19 protein-coding genes are annotated in these 21,214 nt (G+C 57.5%); 11 read left to right on the top strand and 8 right to left on the bottom strand.

Annotation, left to right across the window (positions count from 1 at the left end; genetic code table 11):
- The first annotated feature begins 62 nt into the window (after nucleotides 1-62).
- Nucleotides 63-683 (top strand): Holliday junction branch migration protein RuvA, encoded by a 621-nt coding sequence (gene ruvA, locus ACL2XQ_RS15135; protein ID WP_413739393.1) that lies wholly within the window; start codon nucleotides 63-65, stop codon nucleotides 681-683.
- A gap of 8 nt (nucleotides 684-691) precedes the next feature.
- Nucleotides 692-1,699: a Holliday junction branch migration DNA helicase RuvB gene (ruvB, locus tag ACL2XQ_RS15130; RefSeq protein WP_410015345.1), complete on the top strand. Its 1,008-nt coding sequence runs from the start codon at nucleotides 692-694 to the stop codon at nucleotides 1,697-1,699.
- 625 nt (nucleotides 1,700-2,324) lie between these two features.
- Here the strand turns inward: ruvB and ACL2XQ_RS15125 are convergent.
- The 3 genes from ACL2XQ_RS15125 to znuC form a co-directional block, all read right to left on the bottom strand.
- On the bottom strand, nucleotides 2,325-3,059 hold the full coding sequence (locus ACL2XQ_RS15125) for a metallophosphoesterase (RefSeq protein ID WP_413739392.1): 735 nt from the start codon (nucleotides 3,057-3,059) through the stop codon (nucleotides 2,325-2,327).
- 114 nt (nucleotides 3,060-3,173) lie between these two features.
- On the bottom strand, nucleotides 3,174-3,959 hold the full coding sequence (gene znuB, locus ACL2XQ_RS15120; protein ID WP_413722644.1) for a zinc ABC transporter permease subunit ZnuB: 786 nt from the start codon (nucleotides 3,957-3,959) through the stop codon (nucleotides 3,174-3,176).
- Nucleotides 3,956-4,711, bottom strand: coding sequence for a zinc ABC transporter ATP-binding protein ZnuC (gene znuC, locus ACL2XQ_RS15115; RefSeq protein ID WP_410015342.1), 756 nt, complete (start codon nucleotides 4,709-4,711; stop codon nucleotides 3,956-3,958). Before znuC ends, znuB begins: the two co-directional genes overlap by 4 nt.
- Nucleotides 4,712-4,785: 74 nt before the next feature.
- On the opposite strand from znuC, the gene znuA reads away from it, so the two are divergent.
- The 3 genes from znuA (at nucleotide 4,786) to lpxM (ending at nucleotide 8,169) form a co-directional block, all read left to right on the top strand.
- On the top strand, nucleotides 4,786-5,718 hold the full coding sequence (znuA, locus tag ACL2XQ_RS15110; protein WP_413739391.1) for a zinc ABC transporter substrate-binding protein ZnuA: 933 nt from the start codon (nucleotides 4,786-4,788) through the stop codon (nucleotides 5,716-5,718).
- A gap of 12 nt (nucleotides 5,719-5,730) precedes the next feature.
- Nucleotides 5,731-7,059: a murein DD-endopeptidase MepM gene (gene mepM / locus ACL2XQ_RS15105; protein WP_413739390.1), complete on the top strand. Its 1,329-nt coding sequence runs from the start codon at nucleotides 5,731-5,733 to the stop codon at nucleotides 7,057-7,059.
- Nucleotides 7,060-7,212: 153 nt separating this feature from the next.
- A complete protein-coding gene (lpxM, locus tag ACL2XQ_RS15100; RefSeq protein ID WP_410015339.1) occupies nucleotides 7,213-8,169 on the top strand; it encodes a lauroyl-Kdo(2)-lipid IV(A) myristoyltransferase in 957 nt (318 codons plus the stop codon).
- 424 nt (nucleotides 8,170-8,593) lie between these two features.
- Here lpxM and pyk read toward each other — a convergent pair whose 3' ends face one another.
- Both pyk and ACL2XQ_RS15090 read right to left on the bottom strand, forming a co-directional pair.
- The gene (pyk, locus tag ACL2XQ_RS15095; RefSeq protein ID WP_410015338.1) at nucleotides 8,594-10,036 is read right to left on the bottom strand and encodes a pyruvate kinase; all 1,443 of its coding nucleotides are present in this window, start codon (nucleotides 10,034-10,036) and stop codon (nucleotides 8,594-8,596) included.
- A 187-nt stretch (nucleotides 10,037-10,223) separates the two neighbouring features.
- Entirely contained in the window at nucleotides 10,224-11,093 is an 870-nt protein-coding gene (locus ACL2XQ_RS15090) for a MurR/RpiR family transcriptional regulator (protein ID WP_410015337.1), read from the bottom strand.
- Between the two features lie 327 nt (nucleotides 11,094-11,420).
- Between ACL2XQ_RS15090 and zwf the strand changes: the two genes are divergently transcribed.
- A complete protein-coding gene (gene zwf / locus ACL2XQ_RS15085; protein WP_410015336.1) occupies nucleotides 11,421-12,896 on the top strand; it encodes a glucose-6-phosphate dehydrogenase in 1,476 nt (491 codons plus the stop codon).
- A 115-nt stretch (nucleotides 12,897-13,011) separates the two neighbouring features.
- Complete coding sequence (locus tag ACL2XQ_RS15080; protein ID WP_410015335.1) at nucleotides 13,012-13,653, top strand: bifunctional 4-hydroxy-2-oxoglutarate aldolase/2-dehydro-3-deoxy-phosphogluconate aldolase; 642 nt, start codon at nucleotides 13,012-13,014, stop codon at nucleotides 13,651-13,653.
- Nucleotides 13,654-13,739: 86 nt separating this feature from the next.
- On the opposite strand, the gene purT is transcribed toward ACL2XQ_RS15080, so the two are convergent.
- The gene (purT, locus tag ACL2XQ_RS15075; RefSeq protein ID WP_410015334.1) at nucleotides 13,740-14,918 is read right to left on the bottom strand and encodes a formate-dependent phosphoribosylglycinamide formyltransferase; all 1,179 of its coding nucleotides are present in this window, start codon (nucleotides 14,916-14,918) and stop codon (nucleotides 13,740-13,742) included.
- A gap of 230 nt (nucleotides 14,919-15,148) precedes the next feature.
- On the opposite strand from purT, the gene ACL2XQ_RS15070 reads away from it, so the two are divergent.
- From ACL2XQ_RS15070 to ACL2XQ_RS15060, 3 genes are all read left to right on the top strand, one after another.
- Complete coding sequence (locus ACL2XQ_RS15070) at nucleotides 15,149-15,862, top strand: YebF family protein (RefSeq protein WP_413732873.1); 714 nt, start codon at nucleotides 15,149-15,151, stop codon at nucleotides 15,860-15,862.
- Nucleotides 15,863-16,018: 156 nt separating this feature from the next.
- The gene (locus ACL2XQ_RS15065) at nucleotides 16,019-16,675 is read left to right on the top strand and encodes a tellurite resistance TerB family protein (protein WP_410015332.1); all 657 of its coding nucleotides are present in this window, start codon (nucleotides 16,019-16,021) and stop codon (nucleotides 16,673-16,675) included.
- A 97-nt stretch (nucleotides 16,676-16,772) separates the two neighbouring features.
- Nucleotides 16,773-18,830: a S9 family peptidase gene (locus tag ACL2XQ_RS15060; protein ID WP_413739388.1), complete on the top strand. Its 2,058-nt coding sequence runs from the start codon at nucleotides 16,773-16,775 to the stop codon at nucleotides 18,828-18,830.
- Between the two features lie 36 nt (nucleotides 18,831-18,866).
- Here ACL2XQ_RS15060 and exoX read toward each other — a convergent pair whose 3' ends face one another.
- Both exoX and ACL2XQ_RS15050 read right to left on the bottom strand, forming a co-directional pair.
- Nucleotides 18,867-19,550, bottom strand: a complete 684-nt coding sequence (gene exoX / locus ACL2XQ_RS15055) for an exodeoxyribonuclease X (RefSeq protein WP_413739387.1) — start codon at nucleotides 19,548-19,550, stop codon at nucleotides 18,867-18,869.
- Nucleotides 19,551-19,977: 427 nt separating this feature from the next.
- A complete protein-coding gene (locus ACL2XQ_RS15050; RefSeq protein ID WP_410015329.1) occupies nucleotides 19,978-20,205 on the bottom strand; it encodes a DNA polymerase III subunit theta in 228 nt (75 codons plus the stop codon).
- Nucleotides 20,206-20,572: 367 nt separating this feature from the next.
- Between ACL2XQ_RS15050 and ftnA the strand changes: the two genes are divergently transcribed.
- A complete protein-coding gene (gene ftnA, locus ACL2XQ_RS15045; RefSeq protein WP_410015328.1) occupies nucleotides 20,573-21,088 on the top strand; it encodes a non-heme ferritin in 516 nt (171 codons plus the stop codon).
- Nucleotides 21,089-21,214 lie beyond the last annotated feature (126 nt).

The following is a 21,214-nucleotide window of genomic DNA, read 5'->3' as shown; positions in this document are numbered from 1 at the left end:
CTTTATTATGTTATAAACATGCCATCGCCATATGACAAATAAGCCCTGAAAGGAAGGTTACTGTGATCGGACGTCTTAGAGGCATCATCCTGGAAAAACAACCACCGCTGGTGCTGCTTGAGATCCACGGCGTGGGTTATGAAATCCATATGCCCATGACCTGTTTTTATGCGCTGCCCGAAACCGGCGTGGAAGCGATCATTTATACGCATTTTATCGTGCGGGAAGATGCCCAACTGCTGTTTGGCTTCACCAACAAACAGGAACGCGCGTTGTTTCGCGAGCTGATCAAAGTGAACGGCGTCGGCCCCAAGCTGGCGCTGGCCATCCTTTCCGGCATGTCGGCCCAGCAGTTCGTCAACACCGTTGAACGGCAGGAAATCAACGCGCTGGTCAAATTACCCGGCGTCGGCACCAAAACCGCCGAACGGCTGGTGGTGGAAATGAAAGATCGCTTTAAGGGCATGAACGGCGAACTGTTTGCCCTGGGCGGCGGCAGCGATATGCCGCTTACCGCGCCGGCCAGCGGCAAGCCGGATACCGATCCGGAAGCGGTTGCGGTTGCGGCATTGGTTTCCCTGGGTTATAAGCCTCAGGAGGCCAGCCGCATGGTCAGTAAAGTGGCCCGGCCGGATGCCGATTGCGAATCGATGATCCGCGACGCCCTGCGCGCCGCGCTGTGAGGTAGAGGATGATTGAAGCAGACCGTTTGATTTCCGCCGGCGTGGTGATAGAAGAAGAGATTATCGACCGGGCCATCCGGCCGAAAACCCTGGAAGATTATATCGGGCAGCCCCACGTGCGCGAGCAGATGGAAATCTTTATCCAGGCGGCCAAAATGCGCGGCGACGCGCTTGATCATCTACTGATTTTTGGTCCGCCGGGATTGGGGAAGACCACCCTGGCGCATATCGTCGCCAACGAGATGGGCGTTAACCTGCGCACTACCTCCGGCCCGGTACTGGAAAAACCGGGCGACCTGGCGGCCATGCTCACCAATCTTGAGCCGCATGATGTCCTGTTTATCGATGAGATTCATCGCCTGTCGCCGGTGGTGGAAGAGGTACTCTACCCGGCGATGGAAGATTACCAGCTGGATATCATGATAGGCGACGGGCCTGCCGCCCGATCGATTAAAATCGAGCTGCCGCCCTTTACCCTGGTGGGCGCCACCACCCGCGCCGGTTCCCTCACATCCCCGCTGCGCGATCGCTTCGGCATTGTCCAGCGTCTGGAATTTTACCAGGTGGCGGATTTGCAGCATATCGTCAAACGCAGCGCCCAATGCCTGGAGCTTAGCATCACGGAGGCCGGGTCCCATGAAATTGCCAAACGCGCCCGCGGCACGCCCCGTATCGCCAATCGCCTGCTGCGGCGGGTAAGGGATTTTGCCGAGGTTCGCGCCGAGGGCAATATTACCGATGATGTGGCGGTCAACGCCCTGAATTTGCTCAATGTCGATACCGAAGGTTTCGATTTTATGGACCGTAAGCTGCTGCTGGCGATTATTGATAAGTTTATCGGCGGCCCGGTGGGGCTGGATAACCTGGCGGCGGCTATCGGCGAGGAGCGGGAAACCATCGAGGATGTGATCGAGCCGTTTTTGATCCAGCAGGGGTTTATCCAGCGCACGCCGCGGGGGAGAATTGCGACGGCGTTTGCGTATAAGCATTTTGGCATAGTGCGCGGGGAGCTTTAGAGAGGCATTAATCGTCGACGGTACAGGCGGCGTTGCTTTGCTTGTTGTGTGGGTCGGCGCCTTTTGAACGCTGAGTAAGTTTCGCTTCCGGTGTGGGGCACATGTTTTTAATGACGGCTGGGTGAGTTTCTCTTGCCGTGTGGGGCACATGCTTTTTCGACAGTGAGGAAAGTTTCGCTTGCCACACGTCGCGGTGTTATATATTGCCCCGTGCGGGCAATCGACGATGGGCCGGCAGTCGCCCCGGCCCCCTCGACCCCCGGGCTTCCGGCAGGTCGCGCGCCGCTGCGCGGTGCCTTCCGTCCCGGTTCACGCCCTTTGGACCACAAGGCACGCGCTCCCGGCGCGGGCCTTAGCTCTCGCCGCATCCCTGCGGCTCGTCCGGTCGTGCACCGTGCCGTCAGCGCGCTTGATGCCGGTCTAAGGTCAAAAGCACGTTCAAGGTCAGAAGCAAAATCAATATCAACGACTAAGCAACGGCTTAATAAGCAATTTTATGCTGCGTGCTGACTTCTGCTCTCAGTCCTATAACCGGCTGCTTTATAAGGAGAATGACGCATATCGCATGGAATCGGCTATGGGCGTGAGCACGCAAAATGAAAGCAGACGCACCCAATTCACGGACTCAAACGGAAATATGATGGCTAACCAGGGTACCGTTTACCCAGCGATGGATCATGAGCGCGGGCGGGTCGTTAGCCGGTGGGACGGTTTTCGCGCCAAACCACATAGGATTTGCGGGACAAATGGATCCGCAGATATAGGCGGGTATTCCCGCCAGTGTACCCGCGACAGGTCGATGAACATGACCTGTCGCTATCGCGACGGGGCGTCGCGGTTGTCTTCGCAAAAATTCACCCAATGCCACCGACCCGCGGCACATGATTTGATCCATAGGCGGGATGCCGCTCGCAAATACATGATGGTGCAAAAACAACATTGACGTTGCCGGCCCCTCAGATAATAGCCTTTTTTCCAACCAGGGAAGATGTTCATCCACGCTTCCCACTGACGTTCCCTTAGCCGTTGAGTCAAGGCCGATAAGGCGAACACCCTCGATATCCGCCACAAAATGCAGTGCGCCAACAGCATCGTCGGCCCAGTAAGCACAGCCGAAAATGGCCCGCATCGAGGTGCGGTTATCGGAATTACCCGGCAGGATAAATGCAGGATAGGCCCGATTACCCAGACGGGCGGCAATCGCGGTGTAGCCGTCGATCCAGTCATCATCAACCAGGTCGCCAGTGAGGACCAAACCGTCGGGTTTGATCAAGTCCAGCCATGCAAGGGCGCGGTCAAGCCGGGACAGGTTATCATTGTCCTGGGCCGCATGAATGTCTGTTACCTGGGCGATAATCACGCGTATCTCCTATCGTTAAGCAACATCCATGGACAACGCTCAGTTTACCGTATGGGTTGTTTGATTGCCGCCGCCGCTGGCACCTATTTGCTATTAATCAGCCGTTGGTTGGCGCTACACCCTCTGCCGACTCAACAAGCTCAACCCAAACAATACCGACGCGCACAACACCACCGATGGCCCCGCCGGCGTGTCATACCACGCCGATAGCGTCAATCCGCCGGTCACCGCAATCATGCCGGCCACTACCGCCAGTAACGCCATCTGTTCCGGCGTGCGGGAAAAACGGCGCGCGGCGGCGGCCGGGATAATCAACAGCGAGGTGATGATCAGCGCGCCGACAAACTTCATCGCCAGGCCGATAGTCAGGGCGGTGACCAGCATCAGTAAGAGTTTTACCCGCGGCAGGGAAATCCCATCCACATGAGCCAGTTCCGGACTGATGGTCACCGACAGCAGCGCCCGCCACTGCCAGGCCAGGAGTATCAGCACCACCGCCACGCCGGCGGCAATCAGTAAAATATCGGACAGGGTGACCGACAGCAGATCGCCGAACAGATAGGCCATCAGGTCCACTCGTACATTCGACATCAGGCTTACCACCACCAGCCCCAGTGACAGGGCGCTGTGGGCCATGATGCCCAGCACAGTGTCGATGGCCAGCTGAGGATAACGCTCAAGCCATACCAGTATCAGCGCCAGCACCAGCGTCACGGCGATGACGGCGTAGAAAGGATTGATATTCAGCAGCAGGCCGAAGGCGACGCCAAGCAGCGACGCATGGGCCAGCGTGTCGCCAAAATAGGACATCTTGCGCCAGACGACAAACGACCCCAGGGGACCGGCCGCCATGGCCAGCAATACGCCGGCCAGCCAGCCGGGCAGCAGCAGTTCAATCATAACGGGCCGTCCTCACGCCGGCGCACTACCTGGCCCTGCAGATCGTGGGCATGATTATGGTGATGCCGGTAAACGGCCAGCTGTTCGACGCCGTGATAACCGAACATGGCGATAAATTCCGGATGGGCGGAGACCGTTTCCGGCGAGCCGGAGCAGCAAATATGCTGGTTCAGGCATAAGACCTCGTCGGTCTTCGCCATGACCAGATGCAAATCATGGGAGACCATCAGCACTCCGCAGCCAAACCTGTGGCGAATTTGGTCGATCAAATCGTATAACGCCACCTGGCCGCTCACGTCCACGCCCTGGGTCGGTTCATCCAACACCAGCAACTGCGGTTTATTGAGCAGCGCGCGCGCCAGCAGCACCCGCTGCATTTCCCCGCCGGATAATTTCTGCATCGGCTGTTCCAGCAAATGAGCGGCCTGGACCTGCGCCAGCGCGGGTAGCACATCGTCTTTGCCGACCCCGGGCCGCAGGCGCATAAAGCGGCCGACCGTCAGCGGCAGCGTGACGTCAAGATGGATTTTTTGCGGCACATAACCGATGCGCAGGCGGGCCGTACGCGACAAGATGCCCGCCGTGGGCGCGATCAGGCCGAGCACTACCCGCACCAGCGTGGATTTTCCGGCGCCGTTCGGACCCATTAAGGTCAGGATCCGGCCGGCGCGCAGCGTTAAAGAGATGTGACTCAAGACGTGTTTTTGCCCGAAGGAGACGGAAATACCGTCAAGCGTTACCAGATTGGTCATGTGAATTACAGTTGCGAAACAGCCAAAATGTTATAATATCACACCCCCAACCGTTGCCGAAGAGAATTATCGCTATGAATTCCCGCAGTAAAAAATTCCCACGCCTGCTGCTGGCCGGCGTATTGGCGCTTGCCGCGACCAGTGCCCCGGCCTGGGCTAATATCGTCGCCTCCATCAGGCCGCTGGGATTTATAGCCTCCGCCATCGGCGACGGCGTGATGCCGACCGATGTCCTGTTGCCTGATGGCGCGTCGCCTCATGACTATGCGCTGCGGCCCTCCGACATCAAACGTATCCAGAACGCCTCCCTGCTGGTCTGGGTCGGTCCGGAACTGGAAGCCTTTATGAGTAAGCCGGCGGCGGCCTTGCCGGCGGACAAAAACCTGATGCTGTCCACGCTGCCGTCTGTCCGCCCGCTGCTGATAAAAGGTGCGGAGCACGACGACCCGGCGGATTCGGCCCACGCGGACGACCACCATCACGGCGAATATAATATGCATCTGTGGATGTCGCCGGAGATTGCCAAACAGGCCGCTTTCGCCATCCACGACCAATTATTGCGGCTGATGCCCGAAAAAAAATCACAATTGGACGCGAATCTGCTGTTTTTCACCGCGGCATTGACAAAAAATGACAAAAATATCGCTACAATGCTAGCGCCGGTAAGCGGAGAAGGGTATTTCGTGTTTCACGATGCCTATGGCTATTTCGAACAACACTATGGCCTGACCCCTTTGGGGTATTTCACCGTTAATCCCGAAATCCAACCGGGCGCCCAGGCATTACACCATATTCGAACACAGTTGGTTGAGCAAAAGGCCGTGTGCATATTTGCTGAGCCACAATTCAGGCCAGCCGTTATCAACGCTGTGGCCCAGGGAACGAGCGTGCGTATCGGCACCCTCGACCCGCTGGGGACTGGTATCGCATTGGGCAAGGCAAGCTACATTGACTTCCTGCTGCAATTGACGAACCAGTACGTGAGCTGCCTGGAGAAGAACTCATGAGGATAGTAATAAGTGCAGCAGATACTTCGCTCTATCACGCTGGCGTATAATAATCTGCCCCGACCCCACCGCGTCATGCTGGGGTCGCTCACCGTGGTTACCCTGGCCGTGGCGGTATGGCGGCCATACGTCTATTCCCCTGTTATTGAACCCACCGTCAGCCGGCCCGCGCCGGTGGTCGACGCGCCGGCCCGCACTCTGGCCCCCGAGGCCAGCGAGCCTATCGATCAATCCGCCGCCGATAACGACGACGACGTGCCGCCGGAAGATGAACTGGACGAGAAGGTGACGGATGAAACGGGCGTCCATGAATATGTGGTGTCCACCGGCGATACCCTGGGCAGTATTTTGACGCAGTATGGCATCGATATGTCCGATATCGGCCAACTGGCCCAGCAGTTTCCCGATCTGCGTAATCTGAAGATCGGCCAGCAAATTTCCTGGACCCTGAACGACGCCGGCGAACTGCAGCGCCTGACCTGGGAAATGTCGCGCCGGGAAACCCGCACCTATGACCGTATTGACGGCGGTTTTAAACAAAGCGTGGCCAATCTGGCCGGCGAGTGGAAAAATATAGCGCTGACAGGCCAGCTCAACGGCAGCTTTGTCAACAGCGCCCGCGCCTCGGGATTGTCAAACGCCGAAGTCAGCGCGGTCATTAAGGCTATGCAGTGGCAGCTCGATTTTCGCAAGCTGCAAAAAGGGGATAAGTTCGCCGTGCTGACCTCCCGGGAAATGCTCGACGGGCGCAGCGAGCAAAGCGAACTGGTGGCCGTGCGCATCAACACCGGCGGCAAGGATTATTATTCCTTCCGCGCCGAGGACGGTAAATTTTACAACAACGACGGCGCCGGCCTGGCGCGCGGGTTTATGCGTTTTCCCACCATGAAGCAGTTCCGCGTATCCTCTAACTTCAATCCCCGGCGCCTGAATCCCGTCACCGGGCATATCGCTCCGCACCGCGGCGTGGATTTCGCCATGCCGGTGGGCACACCGGTGCTGGCGGTGGGCGACGGCGAGGTGGTGGTCAGCAAAAACGGCGACGGCGCCGGCAATTACGTGGCCATACGGCACGGGCGCCAATATACCACCCGCTATATGCATTTAAAGAAATTGCTGGTGAAGCCGGGCCAGAAGGTGAAACGTGGCGATCGCATTGCGCTCTCCGGCAATACCGGGCGTTCCACCGGGCCGCATCTGCATTATGAAATCTGGGTCAACCAGCAGGCGGTCAATCCGCTGACCGCCAAGCTGCCGGTTACCGAAGGCCTGAGCGGCAAAGAGCGCCTGGACTATCTGGCGCAGGTCAGGCAAGCCATGCCGCAGCTTCAATTCGACTGATATGTTATCTTAACGGCAGCCGATAGATGATCGGCTGCCGTTTTATGTTTATGATTACCGCTACATTATGCCAAGAAGGGACATAGAGCCCGCCTCATCAATCGACAGCACGGGTTTTCGACCGTCAGGGCGATTGAAAGCAAAGAGAGTTGCATGGAAAACGATAACAAGATCACCGCCGTTGAATTCATTCCGCAATTTAAAACCGAGTTCTATCACCCGCGCTACTGGGGCGTCTGGTGCGGTATCGGCTTAATCGCCGGCGCGACCTTTATCCCGCCGCGTTTACGCGATCCGGTATTGGGCGGCATCGGCCGGATGGTGGGTAAACTCGCCAAAGGCGCGCGCCATCGCGCCCGGGCCAATTTACTGTACTGCCTGCCTGAGCTGAGCGAACCGGCGCGGGAAAAAATCATTGACGATATGTTCGCCACGGTACCGCAATCCACGGTGCTGATGGCCGAGCTGGCTTGCCGGAATCCCGACAGGTTGTCAAGCCGGGTTCATTGGCACCACGAGGAGATTATTGCGCAGGCTACGGCGCAGCAGCGCAATATTATTTTCCTGGTGCCGCACGGCTGGGCGGTGGATGTGCCGGCCATGCTGATGTCGGCGCGCGGGCAGAAGGTCGCCGGTATGTTCCATAACCAGCGCAACGAACTGGTGGACTATATGTGGAATCGGGTGCGGCGCCGTTTCGGCGGGCGGCTGCATGCGCGCAACGACGGGGTTAAGCCTTTTGTCAGCTCGGTGCGGCAGGGGTGGTGGGGGTATTACCTGCCGGACCAGGATCATGGGCCTGAGCATAGCGAGTTCGTGGATTTTTTCGCCACTTATAAAGCGACGCTGCCGGCAATCGGCCGTTTGATGAAAATCTGTCGGGCGGCGGTAATCCCGCTATTTCCGGTGTACAACAGTAAGACCAGCCAGCTGGATATTTATGTTCGTCCGCCAATGGACGATATTGCCGGCCAGGACGATCGCTATATTGCCCGGCGGATGAACGAGGAAGTGGAAAACCTGGTGGGGCCGAATCCGGAGCAATATACCTGGATCCTGAAACTGCTGAAAACGCGCAAGCCCGGCGATAAAGATCCCTATAAGCGTTAATTGCCCAGAACAGGCAAGAAAAAAGACCCCATAGGTACGTTCTCCCTTAAACACGACTGCTGTAAGCGCGGTGTTGACGGGCCTACCGCACCATGGGGCGCTCGGTCGGGCGGGAATACCACGCCCGATTCGACCCCATCGGCACGCTCTCCCTTAACCCGTCCGCGTTGAGTTCGGGGTTGGCGGGCCTACCGCACCATGGGGCGCTCGGTCGGGCGGGAATACCACGCCCGATTCGACCCCATCGGCACGCTCTCCCTTAACCCGTCCGCGTTGAGTTCGGGGTTGGCGGGCCTACCGCACCATGGGGCGCTCGGTCGGGCGGAAATACCACGCCCGATTCGACCCCATTGGCACGCTCTCCCTTAACCCGTCTGCGTCGAGCTCGGGGTTGGCGGGCACAGCATGCCATGGGCGGCTGGTATTACTCCACCAGCAGGATGCGGCTGGTATTGGTGGTGCCCACCATGCTCATCACATCACCCTGGGTGATGATGACCAGATCGCCCGACATCAGGAAGCCTTTATCCCGCAGCAGGTTGGCGGCATGGGTGGCCGCGGCCACGCCGTCGCCGTCGCTGTCAAAATATACCGGCGTGACGCCGCGATAGAGCGCGGTAAGATTGAGCGTATGCTCGTGCCGGGACAGGGCAAAAATAGGCAGGCCTGAGCTGATGCGCGACATCATCAGGGGCGTGCGGCCGGATTCGGTCATGGTGATAATGGCGCTGACCCCCTTGAGATGATTGGCCGCGTACATGCTGGACATGGCAATCGCTTCTTCAATATTATCAAACTGCACGTCCAGGCGATGTTTGGACACATTGATACTGGGGATTTTTTCGGCGCCCAGGCACACCCGCGCCATGGCCGCCACCGTTTCCGCCGGATACTGCCCGGCCGCGGTTTCGGCGGAGAGCATTACCGCATCGGTGCCGTCCAGCACCGCGTTGGCCACGTCCATCACTTCGGCGCGGGTCGGCATCGGGTTGGTGATCATCGATTCCATCATCTGGGTGGCGGTAATCACCGCGCGATTGAGCTTGCGGGCGCGCCGGATCAATTTTTTCTGGATGCCGACCAGTTCCGGATCGCCGATTTCCACCCCCAGATCACCGCGTGCCACCATCACCACGTCGGAGGCGAGGATAATATCATCCATGGCCTCGTCGCTTGCCACCGCCTCGGCGCGCTCTACCTTGGAGACGATCTTGGCATTGCAGCCGGCGTCGCGGGCCAGGCGGCGCGCATAGTTCAAATCCTCGCCGGTGCGCGGGAAGGAGACCGCCAGGTAATCCACGCCGATTTTAGCGGCGGTGATGATGTCGGCCTTGTCTTTTTCGGTCAGTGCCGGCGCCGAGAGGCCGCCGCCCATTTTATTGATGCCCTTGTTATTGGACAACGGACCGCCGACGGTCACCTCGGTAAAGACCTTCATGCCCTGGACTTCACGCACCTTTAGCTGTACGCGGCCATCGTCGAGCAGCAGGACATCGCCGGGCACCACGTCACCGGGCAGGCCTTTATAATCGATGCCTACGCTTTCCCGATCGCCTTCGCCGATGCCCAAGTTGGCATCAAGGAGAAACTTATCGCCCACGCTCAGGAACACCTTGCCTTCCCTGAACGTCGATACGCGAATCTTAGGCCCCTGCAAATCGCCGAGTATGGCCACGTGTCGTCCCAGCTTGGCGGCGATTTCACGTACTTTGTTGGCCCGATTGAAATGATCTTCCGCCGTACCGTGGGAAAAATTAAGGCGAACCACATTGGCGCCGGCGGCAATAATTTTTTCCAGATTATTGTCGCGGTCAGTGGCTGGCCCCAGGGTGGTTACAATCTTGGTTCTTCTGAGCCGTCTGGACATGGATAACTCCGTTGACTTGGGCATTATTGGTGTAGCGAAAACATCGAAACCGGCGGTACTATCAGGCAGCGGTTGGATATCGCCGCCCGTTGCCGCCAGTCCGGCTGTGTTGAGACGTTCCCCATCTTTGAACCGGCCCGGTGTAGCCTGGGCTGCCATGAGGGGTTATTGTTCATATCTTACGATATTAATCAAATTTATACGCTGCTGAATCGGCTTTATCAAAGCGCGATTCCCGTAAAGCTTCCTTGACCCGCTTCAAGTTATCCCTGAATTTCGCACCCCGGCGCAAGGTAAACCCGGTGGCCAGGACATCTATCAGGGTTAATTGGGCAATACGCGATATCATGGGCATAAAGACATCGGTATCCTCCGGCACATCAAGGGCCAGGGTTAGCGTGGCTTCATGGGCCAGGGGCGAGTATTCGGAGGTGATGGCGATAACGGTAGCGTCATTCTCCCGCGCCAGCCGCGCCAGGTCCACCAGCATTTTTGTCCGGCCGGTATGGGATATCAGCACCACGACATCGCCTTCGCTGGAATTCATGCAGCTCATGCGCTGCATGACGATATCCTCGGAATACACGATGGGAATATTAAAGCGGAAAAATTTATTCATGGCGTCATGGGCGACCGCCGCGGACGCGCCCAGGCCAAAGAAGGAAATCTTTTTCGCCTGGGTCAGCAAATCCACCGCCCGGTTGACGGCGCTGATGTCCAGACGGGTTTTGACCTGTTCCAGGCTGGCCATGGTGGATTCAAAAATTTTTACAGTATAGGAATCGACCCCGTCGTTCTCATCGACATTACGGTTTACATAAGGTGTACCATTAGCCAGACTCTGGGCGAGATGTAATTTAAAATCAGGATAGCCTTTGGTATCCAGGCGGCGGCAAAAACGATTGACGGTAGGCTCGCTGACGTCGGCCATCCTGGCCAGTATGGCAATGCTGGAATGGATGGCGGTCTGGGGCGAGGCCAGGATCACGTCCGCCACTTTACGCTCGGATTTACTCAGCAATTCCATATGGCTGTTAATTTTTTCCAGCATGTTCATAAGTTAATAGCTCATGGGTTTAACCGATTTCACACAAAGGAGAAATCATTACCGATTTGATGAAATATACTACGACGCGCGGTGCAAAGGCAGTTAATCTGACCGGCACGGCAGGTTTTTTGCCAGACTATGAGCTGTGTCTAACTTTCAGAAGTGTAATGTATTGACAAAACTGTTAATAAATTACATTTTCATGGCGGACATGGTGTGATTAATGGTGAAAAAAAGCGTTTACACGCGGTTTTTTTGGCATTCTTTTGGCCGGCATCAAAATAAAACCATTTAAAATGTAATAAAATTACAAACATCCTGTACGAGGAGAGGAACATGGCGGTAACATCCATAGCCCAGGCATGCGATCTGGTGATTTTCGGCACCAAAGGCGATCTGGCACGGCGCAAACTGCTGCCCTCGCTATATCAGCTGGAGAAAGCCGGCTCCATTCATCCGGAGACGCGCATTATCGGCGTTGGCCGTGCTGACTGGGACGTGAAAGCCTATACCAAGGTGGTACGCGAAGCGTTGGAAACCTTCATGAAGGAAACCATCGACGAGAAGCTCTGGAAAACGCTCAGCGGCCGCCTGGATTTCTGTAACCTTGACGTTAACGAGACCAAGCACTTCAACCGGCTGGGTGAAAAACTCGACCAGCAGGCCCGGGTGACCATTAACTATTTTGCCATGCCGCCCAATACCTTTGGCGCCATCTGCCAGGGCCTGGGCCAGGCCGGCCTGAATAAAGAGCCGAGCCGGGTAGTGATGGAAAAACCGCTGGGTACCGATCTGGCCTCTTCGCGCGTGATTAACGATCAGGTGGCGGAATATTTCAAAGAGTGCCAGGTTTACCGCATCGACCATTATCTCGGTAAAGAAACGGTGCTCAACCTGCTGGCGCTGCGGTTTGCCAATTCCCTGTTCGCCAGCAATTGGGACAACCGGACTATCGACCATGTCCAGATCACCGTGGCGGAAGAAGTGGGCATCGAGGGTCGCTGGGGCTATTTCGATAAAGCCGGCCAGATGCGCGACATGATCCAAAGCCATCTGCTGCAGATCCTGACCATGATCGCCATGTCGCCGCCATCCGATCTGACCACCGATCGCATCCGCGACGAAAAAGTGAAGGTATTGCGTTCCCTGCGGCCTATCGATCACACCAATGTGCGCGATACCACGGTGCGCGGCCAGTATACCGCGGGGTTTGTACAGGGCAAGAAAGTGCCGGGCTACCTGGAGGAGGAGGGCGCCAACAAGGCCAGCCATACCGAGACCTTTGTGTCTATCCGGGTGGATATCGACAACTGGCGCTGGGCGGGCGTGCCGTTCTATTTGCGCACCGGCAAGCGTTTGCCGACCAAATGTTCCGAAGTGGTGGTGTATTTCAAGAACCCGGCGCTGAATCTGTTCCGCGACTCCTACCAGGAATTGCCGCAGAACAAGCTGACCATCCGCCTGCAACCGGACGAGGGCATGGATATCCAAATCCTCAATAAGGTGCCGGGGCTGGATCATAAGCATCGCCTGCAAACCACCAAGCTGGATTTGAGTTTCAGTGAAACCTTTAACCAGGAACATCTGGCGGATGCCTACGAACGGCTGCTGCTGGAAACCATGCGCGGCATCCAGGCGCTGTTTGTGCGCCGCGACGAAGTGGAAGAGGCCTGGACCTGGGTGGATTCCATTATGGAAGCCTGGGCGTCCGACAATGACGCGCCCAAGCCTTACCAGGCGGGCACCTGGGGGCCGGTGGCCTCGGTGGCCATGATTACCCGGGACGGCCGTTCCTGGAACGAGTTTGAATAACACCGCATTCCCCACCGGTGCCGGGTTGATCCCGCGCCGGTAATTTTTAGCCCGGTGTTTTGGCGTGCCACGCCTTAAACACGCGGTGATGATGTTCATACGGAGACAGCAAGTCATGAAGCATTGGAAAACAAGCGCGGAAACTATCCTGACCTCAGGCCCGGTAGTACCCGTTATCGTTATCAATAAGCTGGAACACGCGGTTCCTTTAGCCAAAGCGCTGGTCGCCGGCGGTGTGCGTGTACTGGAAGTCACGTTGCGCACCCCCTGCGCGATGGACGCCATCCGCGCCATCGCCAAAGAAGTGCCCGAGGCCATCGTCGGCGCGGGCACCGTGACCAATGTCGAGCAGTTGGCGGAAGTGACCGCTGCCGGCGCGCAGTTCGCCATCAGCCCTGGCCTGACCGAACCCTTGCTGAAAGCGGCCGTCGCGGGTACCATTCCGCTGATACCGGGTATCGCCACTGTTTCCGAACTGATGCTCGGTATGGATTACGGCCTGCGCGAGTTCAAATTTTTCCCGGCCGAGGCCAACGGCGGCGTCAAGGCGCTGCAAGCGATTGCCGGTCCGTTCTCGCAGGTGCGTTTCTGCCCCACCGGCGGCATTTCACCGAAGAACTACCGTGATTACCTGGCGCTGAAAAGCGTGCTGTGTATCGGCGGTTCCTGGCTGGTGCCTAACGATGCGCTGGAAGCGGGCGATTATGCGCGCATCACCGAACTGGCTAAAGAAGCGGTGGCCGGCGCCAAGCTTTAAGCCGGCGCGCATCCGCTCCCGCCATTCAGGCAGGTAATAAGGGCTCCTTCGCAAGAGGAGCTTTTTTTTGGTTCAGGCCTGGCGCATCAGCCGCTGACCTTGACCGCCGCGGCACAGGCTTTGGCATCCTTTACCGCCTCTTCCACCGTCTGCGCCATGGCCAGGGCCACGCCAAGACGGCGCTTGCCGCCGATTTCCGGCTTGCCGAACAGCCTGATCTGCGTTTGCGCTTTCAGCGCCTGCTCCAGGCCGCTGAAACGCACGTCGCTGCTGGTCAGCTCCGGCAGGATAACCGCCGACGCCGCCGGGCCGTACTGGCGGATCGCGCCGACGGGCAGGCCGAGGAAGGCGCGCACATGCAGGGCGAATTCGGACAGATCCTGGGAGATAAGGGTCACCATGCCGGTATCATGCGGACGCGGCGACACTTCGCTGAATATCACCTCGTCGCCGCGCACAAACAGCTCAACGCCGAACAATCCGCGGCCGCCCAGGGCGGTCACGACCTGTTGTGCGATATCCCGCGCCCGTTGCAACGCCACCGCGCTCATGTGCTGCGGCTGCCAGGATTCCCGGTAATCGCCGTCCTCCTGGCGATGACCGATGGGATCGCAGAAATGGATACCATCGACGGCGCTGACGGTAAGCAGGGTAATTTCAAAATCAAAGGGGACCAGGCCCTCGACAATCACCTTGCCGCCGCCGGCGCGGCCGCCCTGCTGCGCATAGTTCCAGGCCGCGTCCAGGCCGGCGGCCGCGCGTACCAGGCTCTGGCCTTTACCCGACGAACTCATCACCGGTTTGATAATCAAAGGATATCCGATTGCCGATACCGCCTGGTCCAGCCCGGCGCGGTCGGCGGCAAAACGGTAGGCGGAAGTGGGCAGGCCCAGCGTTTCCGCCGCCAGGCGGCGGATGCCCTCGCGGTTCATGGTCAGGCGCGTGGCCTGCGCGCAGGGCACAACATGATGGCCCTCATGTTCAAGGGCTACCAGCATGTCGGTGGCGATGGCTTCGATTTCCGGCACGATAAAATCGGGCCGTTCCAGTTCAATCACCGCCCTGAGCGCATCGCCGTCCAGCATATTGATGACGTGCGCGCGATGGGCGACATGCATCGCCGGGGCGTTCGCATAACGATCGACGGCAATCACCTCGACGCCAAGCCGTTGACACTCAATCGCCACCTCTTTGCCCAATTCACCGCTGCCCAGCAGCATGACCCGCGTGGCGCCGGGACGTAACGCCGTGCCTATGATTAACATCCGCTTTCCCCTGACCTGATAAAAATTGCGCGCAGTATAAACGAAAACGATTGCGCGTGCAGCAGCGCCGGTACGAAGAGGGGAGAGCAGGACGTGGGAATCGGCCTGGACGCCGCCAAAAACGCCCGGCTTTTGTTATAGTTCGTATAATTCCCGTTCTCAACGTAATTTTAACCGGCTATTATCATTCAATACCTTGAGAACGGATAATCAGAACAAGTGGAGGTTTTATGCATAAAACGGGAATCGGCCTGTTAGGCGTCATCGTCATCGGCATGTTGCTGCCGTCACTCGCGGCCGCGGAAGATCAAACACCGCAGGCGGCTGGGCAGGCCGCCGCCTCGCAAACGTCCACGGAAGGCGCGTCCACCACTCAGCAGCCCGCCGGACAAACGCAGAATACGCAACCGGGCACCGCCGCCCCGGCGCCGGCGAATAACGCCGCTCCGGCACAGACACCGCCGGCTAATGACGCCGCGCCGGCCCCGGCAACGCCGCCGGCCGCCGCCCCGGTTAAAAAACAGCCGGAGGAGCCCCCGGCCGCCGATAAACCGGCGCCGGCTAAAAAGGCCCCGGCGGAGAAGGCCAAGGCGGAAGCCGCGCCGGCCGCCGCCGATAATAAAACGCCGACGGCGAAGGAACCGGCCAAAAAAAGCCAGCCCGGGAAGACGTATAAGGTTGCGGCCTGTCCCGATCTCAACGCCCCCCAGGTGGCGGAGCTGATTAAACAGGACTACACCCAGAATCGCTTTCCCCACACCGACGACGATAAAAAGGCCCTGGGCGGCGATACCATTGTCGCCCAGGTCAACCCCGAGGATATCACCGGCAACGGCGACAACTGGCAGGCGCCGCTGAAAATTCGCGGGCAAACCGCCGATCGCGCCTATGCTGTGAACCTTGATTGTGAAAAAGGTGAAATAAGTTATTCCCTCCAGCAATAACACTCCCTGCCGGACGCGCGGCGTGAAATGCGCGTCCGGACATCGGCGGCCACGCTATCTTTGCAAACCCTTTTAACAACTTGACACAATATCCGCTAGGTTAGGACATGTGGCGCCGGGCACCGTCCGGCATACACCACCTAAAGGGGAACGGCAATGAATCAGTGGCTGCAGAAAATCCAGACCCTGGTCCAGCAAAAGGGCGGGCCGGGGGATCAGGGCGGCAACCTGGCGGGCCTGCTGGCGCCCGGCGCGCTTGGCGGGCTGGCCGGCCTGCTGGTGGCCAATAAATCGTCACGCAAGATGATGGGCGCGGTGGGCAAGAACGCCCTGTTTATCGGCGGCGGCGCCGCGATAGGCGCGGTGCTGTGGGACCAATATAAAAAACGCGTGCGCGAAACCCATCAGCACGATGCGCAGTTTACCCAGCCTCCCACGCCCATCGACCGTCGCACGCAGCGGCTGGTGACGGCCCTGGTCTTTGCCGCCAAGGCCGACGGCCACATCGACGACCATGAGCAACGGGCCATTCGGGACAACCTGCAGCAGTTGGGACTGGGCGAGGATGTGGAGCATCTGGTCCAGGACGCCATCGCCCAGCCGCTGGACCCGGCGCGCCTGGCGCAGGATATTCACGGCGAGGACGAGGCCCTGGAGATCTATTACCTCAGCTGCGCGGTGGTCGACGTCGATCATTTTATGGAAAGAAGCTATATGGATGCGCTGGCGCTGGCGCTGAAAATTCCTGATGACGTAAAAACCGGCCTCGAACAACAGCTTAAAGCCCAGATAACCGCCGTCCCGCCACGCTGACCCCCCGTTGCCGGCGCAGGCGATAAAATCGGCTGCGCTTGGCAACCCGGCATATTCGTGCCACTCTGTTTCTTATGAGAAATAAGGAAGGGTGCGTATGAGATTTCCCCCAATAGCTGAAAAAAGACCGCATAACCTGACCGTGCATGGTGAGACACGCGTCGATGATTATTACTGGCTGCGCGACGACAAACGTGAAGACCCCGCCGTGCTGGACTACCTGGCCCAAGAGAATACCTATGGCGAAGCCATGATGGAGGGCCATGAGGAGCTGCGCCACCGCTTATTTACCGAAATGGTGGAGCGCATACCGCCGCAGGATCGCTCGGTACCCTACGTCCGGCGCGGTTATCGTTACCAAAGCCGCTATGAGCAAGGCAATGAGTACGCCATCTATACCCGCCAGCGCGCCGATCTGCCCGAAACGGCCGAATGGGAGATCCTGCTTGACGGCAACAAGCGCGCGGCGCAAAGCGAGTTCTATACCATGGGGGCGCTTGAGATCAGTCCGGATAACGCCATCATGGCGGCGGCGGAGGATTTTCTGTCACGGCGCCTGTACGGCATTCGTTTCAAGAACCTGGCCCGCGATTCGTGGTATCCGGAAGTGCTCGAGGATGCCTCGTCGGGTTTTGAATGGACCAGCGATTCACAGATCCTCTACTACGTGCGCAAGCATAAAAAAACGCTGCTGCCCTACCAGGTCTACCGTCACCGGGTCGGCACCTCGCCGGCGCAGGATGAGCTGGTGTATGAGGAAAAAGACGACACATTTTATGTCAGCGTGCATAAAACCACGTCGGAACGTTATATTATTATTGCGCTGGGCAGCACCACGTCGGGCGAGATCCTGCTGCTGGACGCCGACGATCCCCAGGCCAGCCCGCAGGTATTCCTGACCCGCCGCCATGACCATGAGTATTCGCTGGATCACTTCCAGGGCCATTTTTACGTCCGCTCCAACCGCGAAGGCAAGAATTTCGCCCTCTACCGCTGCGAAACGGGCGATGAAAAATTGTGGCAAACGGTGATCCCGGCCAGGGACGATGTGGTATTGGAAAACTTTACCTTATTCAGCGATTGGCTGGTGGTGGAGGAGCGCCACCAGGGCCTGACCAGCCTGCGGCAGATCCATTGGCAGACCGGGGAGGAGAAGGGCATCGCCTTTGACGACCCCACCTATGTCACCTGGCTGGCCTATAATCCCGATCCGCATAGCGCGTGGCTGCGCTATGGTTATTCCTCCATGACCACGCCGACCACGCTGTTTGAGCTGAATATGGATACCGGTGAGCGCCGGCTGCTGAAACAGTCGCAGGTGAAAAATTTCGACGCCGAGCACTACCGCAGCGAGCGACTATGGGTTCCCGCCCGCGACGGCGTCGAGGTGCCGGTGTCGCTGGTCTATCGCAAGGATCTGTTCCAGCGCGGGCAAAATCCGCTGCTGGTCTACGGCTATGGTTCCTACGGCAGCAGCATGGATCCTGATTTCAGCGCCAGCCGGCTGAGCCTGCTTGACCGCGGATTCGTCTTCGCCCTGGCGCATATCCGCGGCGGCGGTGAATTAGGCCAGCAGTGGTATGAAGACGGCAAGCTCTTCAACAAGCTCAACACCTTTAACGACTTTATCGACGTCAGCCGGCATCTGCTGGCTAACGGCTATGGGGACGAAAAACAAGCCTTTGCCATGGGCGGCAGCGCCGGTGGCCTGCTGATGGGCGCGGTGATCAATATGGCGCCGGATCTGTTTAAAGGCGTGGTGGCCCAGGTGCCCTTCGTGGATGTCGTTACCACCATGCTTGATGACAGCATACCGCTGACCACCGGAGAATATGACGAGTGGGGCAATCCGCAGGAAAAAGACTACTACGACTATATCAAGCGGTACAGTCCCTATGATCGGGTCAGCGCCCAGCCTTACCCGCATCTGCTGGTCACCACCGGTTTACATGACTCCCAGGTGCAGTATTGGGAGCCGGCCAAATGGGTGGCGAAACTCCGGGCGGTGAAGACCAACGACAATCTGCTGCTGCTGTGTACCGACATGGACTCCGGACACGGCGGCAAATCCGGGCGTTTCAAAGGCTACGAAGGTATTGCCATGGAGTATACCTTTATCCTGTCCCTGACGGACAAGGCGCCGCCGGCGGCATAAAACGGCGGCGCAAGCCTCACGGGCGGCGCATTTCATTTATTGATGCGCTGCGTCTGAGGACTGCTTTAGGTAATGGTTAATGCTGTAACGCATATCCGCCGACAGGTCCTTGAGGTTGTTGAGCATCCATTTCAAATAGCCGGGATCCTCGCGCGCGATCCGTTCCATCGGCTGGCCCCGGTATTTGCCGAACTTTAACGTCGTAAGCAGGGTGGTTTCATTGCTTAAGGCCGCCATTTGCTCGGCGCTCCAGCCGGAATCCCCGATGATTTTCATCAGCAGGGCCGCGGTGACGTAACAATCATACAGGGCGCGATGGGGATAGAGACCCTCCGGCACGGCGACCTCGAGACCCAGCGCATAGCGCAGGTACTGGTTGCTGTATTTCAAACCCGGGTAGAGCTTGCGCGCAAGCTTGACCGTGCAGATCCATTGACCATGCATTTCCGGCAACATGCGCCGGTCGAATGCGGCGTTATGCGCCACGTAATACGGGCTGCCGTGATAGCGGCCAATCACCTTGGCGATACGCGGCTTATCCTCGACCATGGCCTCGGTGATATGGTGGATGGCCATGGCCTCGTAGCCGATGGGCCGGTCGGGGTTGACCAGATCGCTCATGGCATTGCATAACCGGCCGTCAACGACGTCCACCGAGGCGACTTCCACGACGCCGCCGTCCAGTCCGCAGGTTTCGGTATCGATAACACGAAAAGACATGACGTTACCTGTCCAAGGCTAAATAAAAAAGCCATTATGCCCTGAATAGCGCCGACAAAAAACCCGCATCAGATGCGGGTTTAATATGGGTTAGCCTTACACGATATCAGGCTGGGTCTTTCTGTTACGCTTGTCGGCGCGTTTTTCTTCCGGCGATTTCAGCGGTTTCTTTTTGGTGTCTTTCTTACGATCCATTCCCTTACTCATATTTACCTCTCTGTAAAAGAACCGGAAATGTAGAAATGATTAACTGCCTGTTGGCACTGATAATCAAGTCATTTTGTGCTATTTTGCCGCACGGCGGACAGCGCCGCGCGGGCCGGCAAGCCATGCACCGCTGGCGTGGCGCGCGGCGCCTGCTTGCCTTCCGGCCGTTGGTTCAGGCACGTGCCGGGGCATTGCCAGTCCATTATAGGCCATTGGCGGATTATTTTCGTGGCTCATATGGCAAACGGGAAAAATTCAGCGACGCCTGGCGATAAAAGGCCACCCGCTCGCGAAAATAAGCGCGCAAAGGCTCTGGCTGTTCCCGTTCCACATGCTCGGCGACCACCGGCATATTGTACCGCTCCTTGAACGCCACGCCGGACGCGGCCAGATCGACATTGATCTTGTCCATCGCCTCGCTGCCCAGTGTGGCCAGATTATATTGCATACCGCCTCCTGCCGCTTGTAAGGTCAATGCTGCTAAAAATAGGGTACTGCGCGGCAAAACGCAAGGGTCGACGGGACAGCGATACAAATAATAATCGTTTGTATTAACAGCCGACGCAATAATATGGCTATCATTGTCCGAAATAATGGCCTGGCGTATTCATAATACAAATAAGAATACCTATCACTACCATTAATAAATAATGATTTTATAGAAAAAATCTCATTATAAAAATAAATAACCTTATGAATTTAATACATAAAAAATATTAAATTACTCATTGGTTAAATTATAGTGTAATTTTTGTTAGCATTTGGGCATAATGTTTATATTCGTATTGGCGTAATCATCATAAGGAAGCCTGCCCATGCTAAAACAAGAAATGGCAATAAAGCTTAACGAGCAACTCAATCTGGAATTTTTTTCCGCCAATCTTTATCTGCAAATGAGCGCCTGGTGCAGTGATAAGGGCTACGAAGGCGCATCGGCCTTTCTCAAGACCCAATCTCTGGAAGAGATGGACCATATGCGCCGCCTGTTCGACTATCTCAACGATACCGGCACCATGCCGGTGCTGGGCGCAATCGAGGCGCCGCCAACCGGTTTTACCTCATTGGCCGAGCTGTTTAAGCGCACCTATGAACATGAGCAGATGATCACGGTGAAAATCAACGAACTGGTCCATGCGGCGATGATCTCCCAGGACTATTCGACGTTTAACTTCCTGCAGTGGTACGTCTCCGAACAGCACGAAGAAGAAAAATTGTTTAAATCCATCCTCGACAAGCTGGCGCTGGTGGATACCAATAACAGCGGACTGTTCTTTATCGATCAGGATTTGAAAAAAATGAACGGTGGCGACAATACGGCCGCGCCGATGTAAATCCCCGCGCGGACAGTGGTTTGCTCGACTTCAGCCCCGGCTGCCGTTATCATCAGTTTGCGTCCAGGCAAACCGGTAGCAGCGCCGGGTTTTTTGTTTCCCAAGAATAAACGAATAACCGGCAAT

Source organism: Sodalis sp. RH14, from assembly GCF_047324285.1.
In the GTDB taxonomy this organism is placed as follows: Bacteria; Pseudomonadota; Gammaproteobacteria; order Enterobacterales; family Enterobacteriaceae; genus Acerihabitans.
This window is presented reverse-complemented; position numbering and strand designations above follow the sequence as displayed.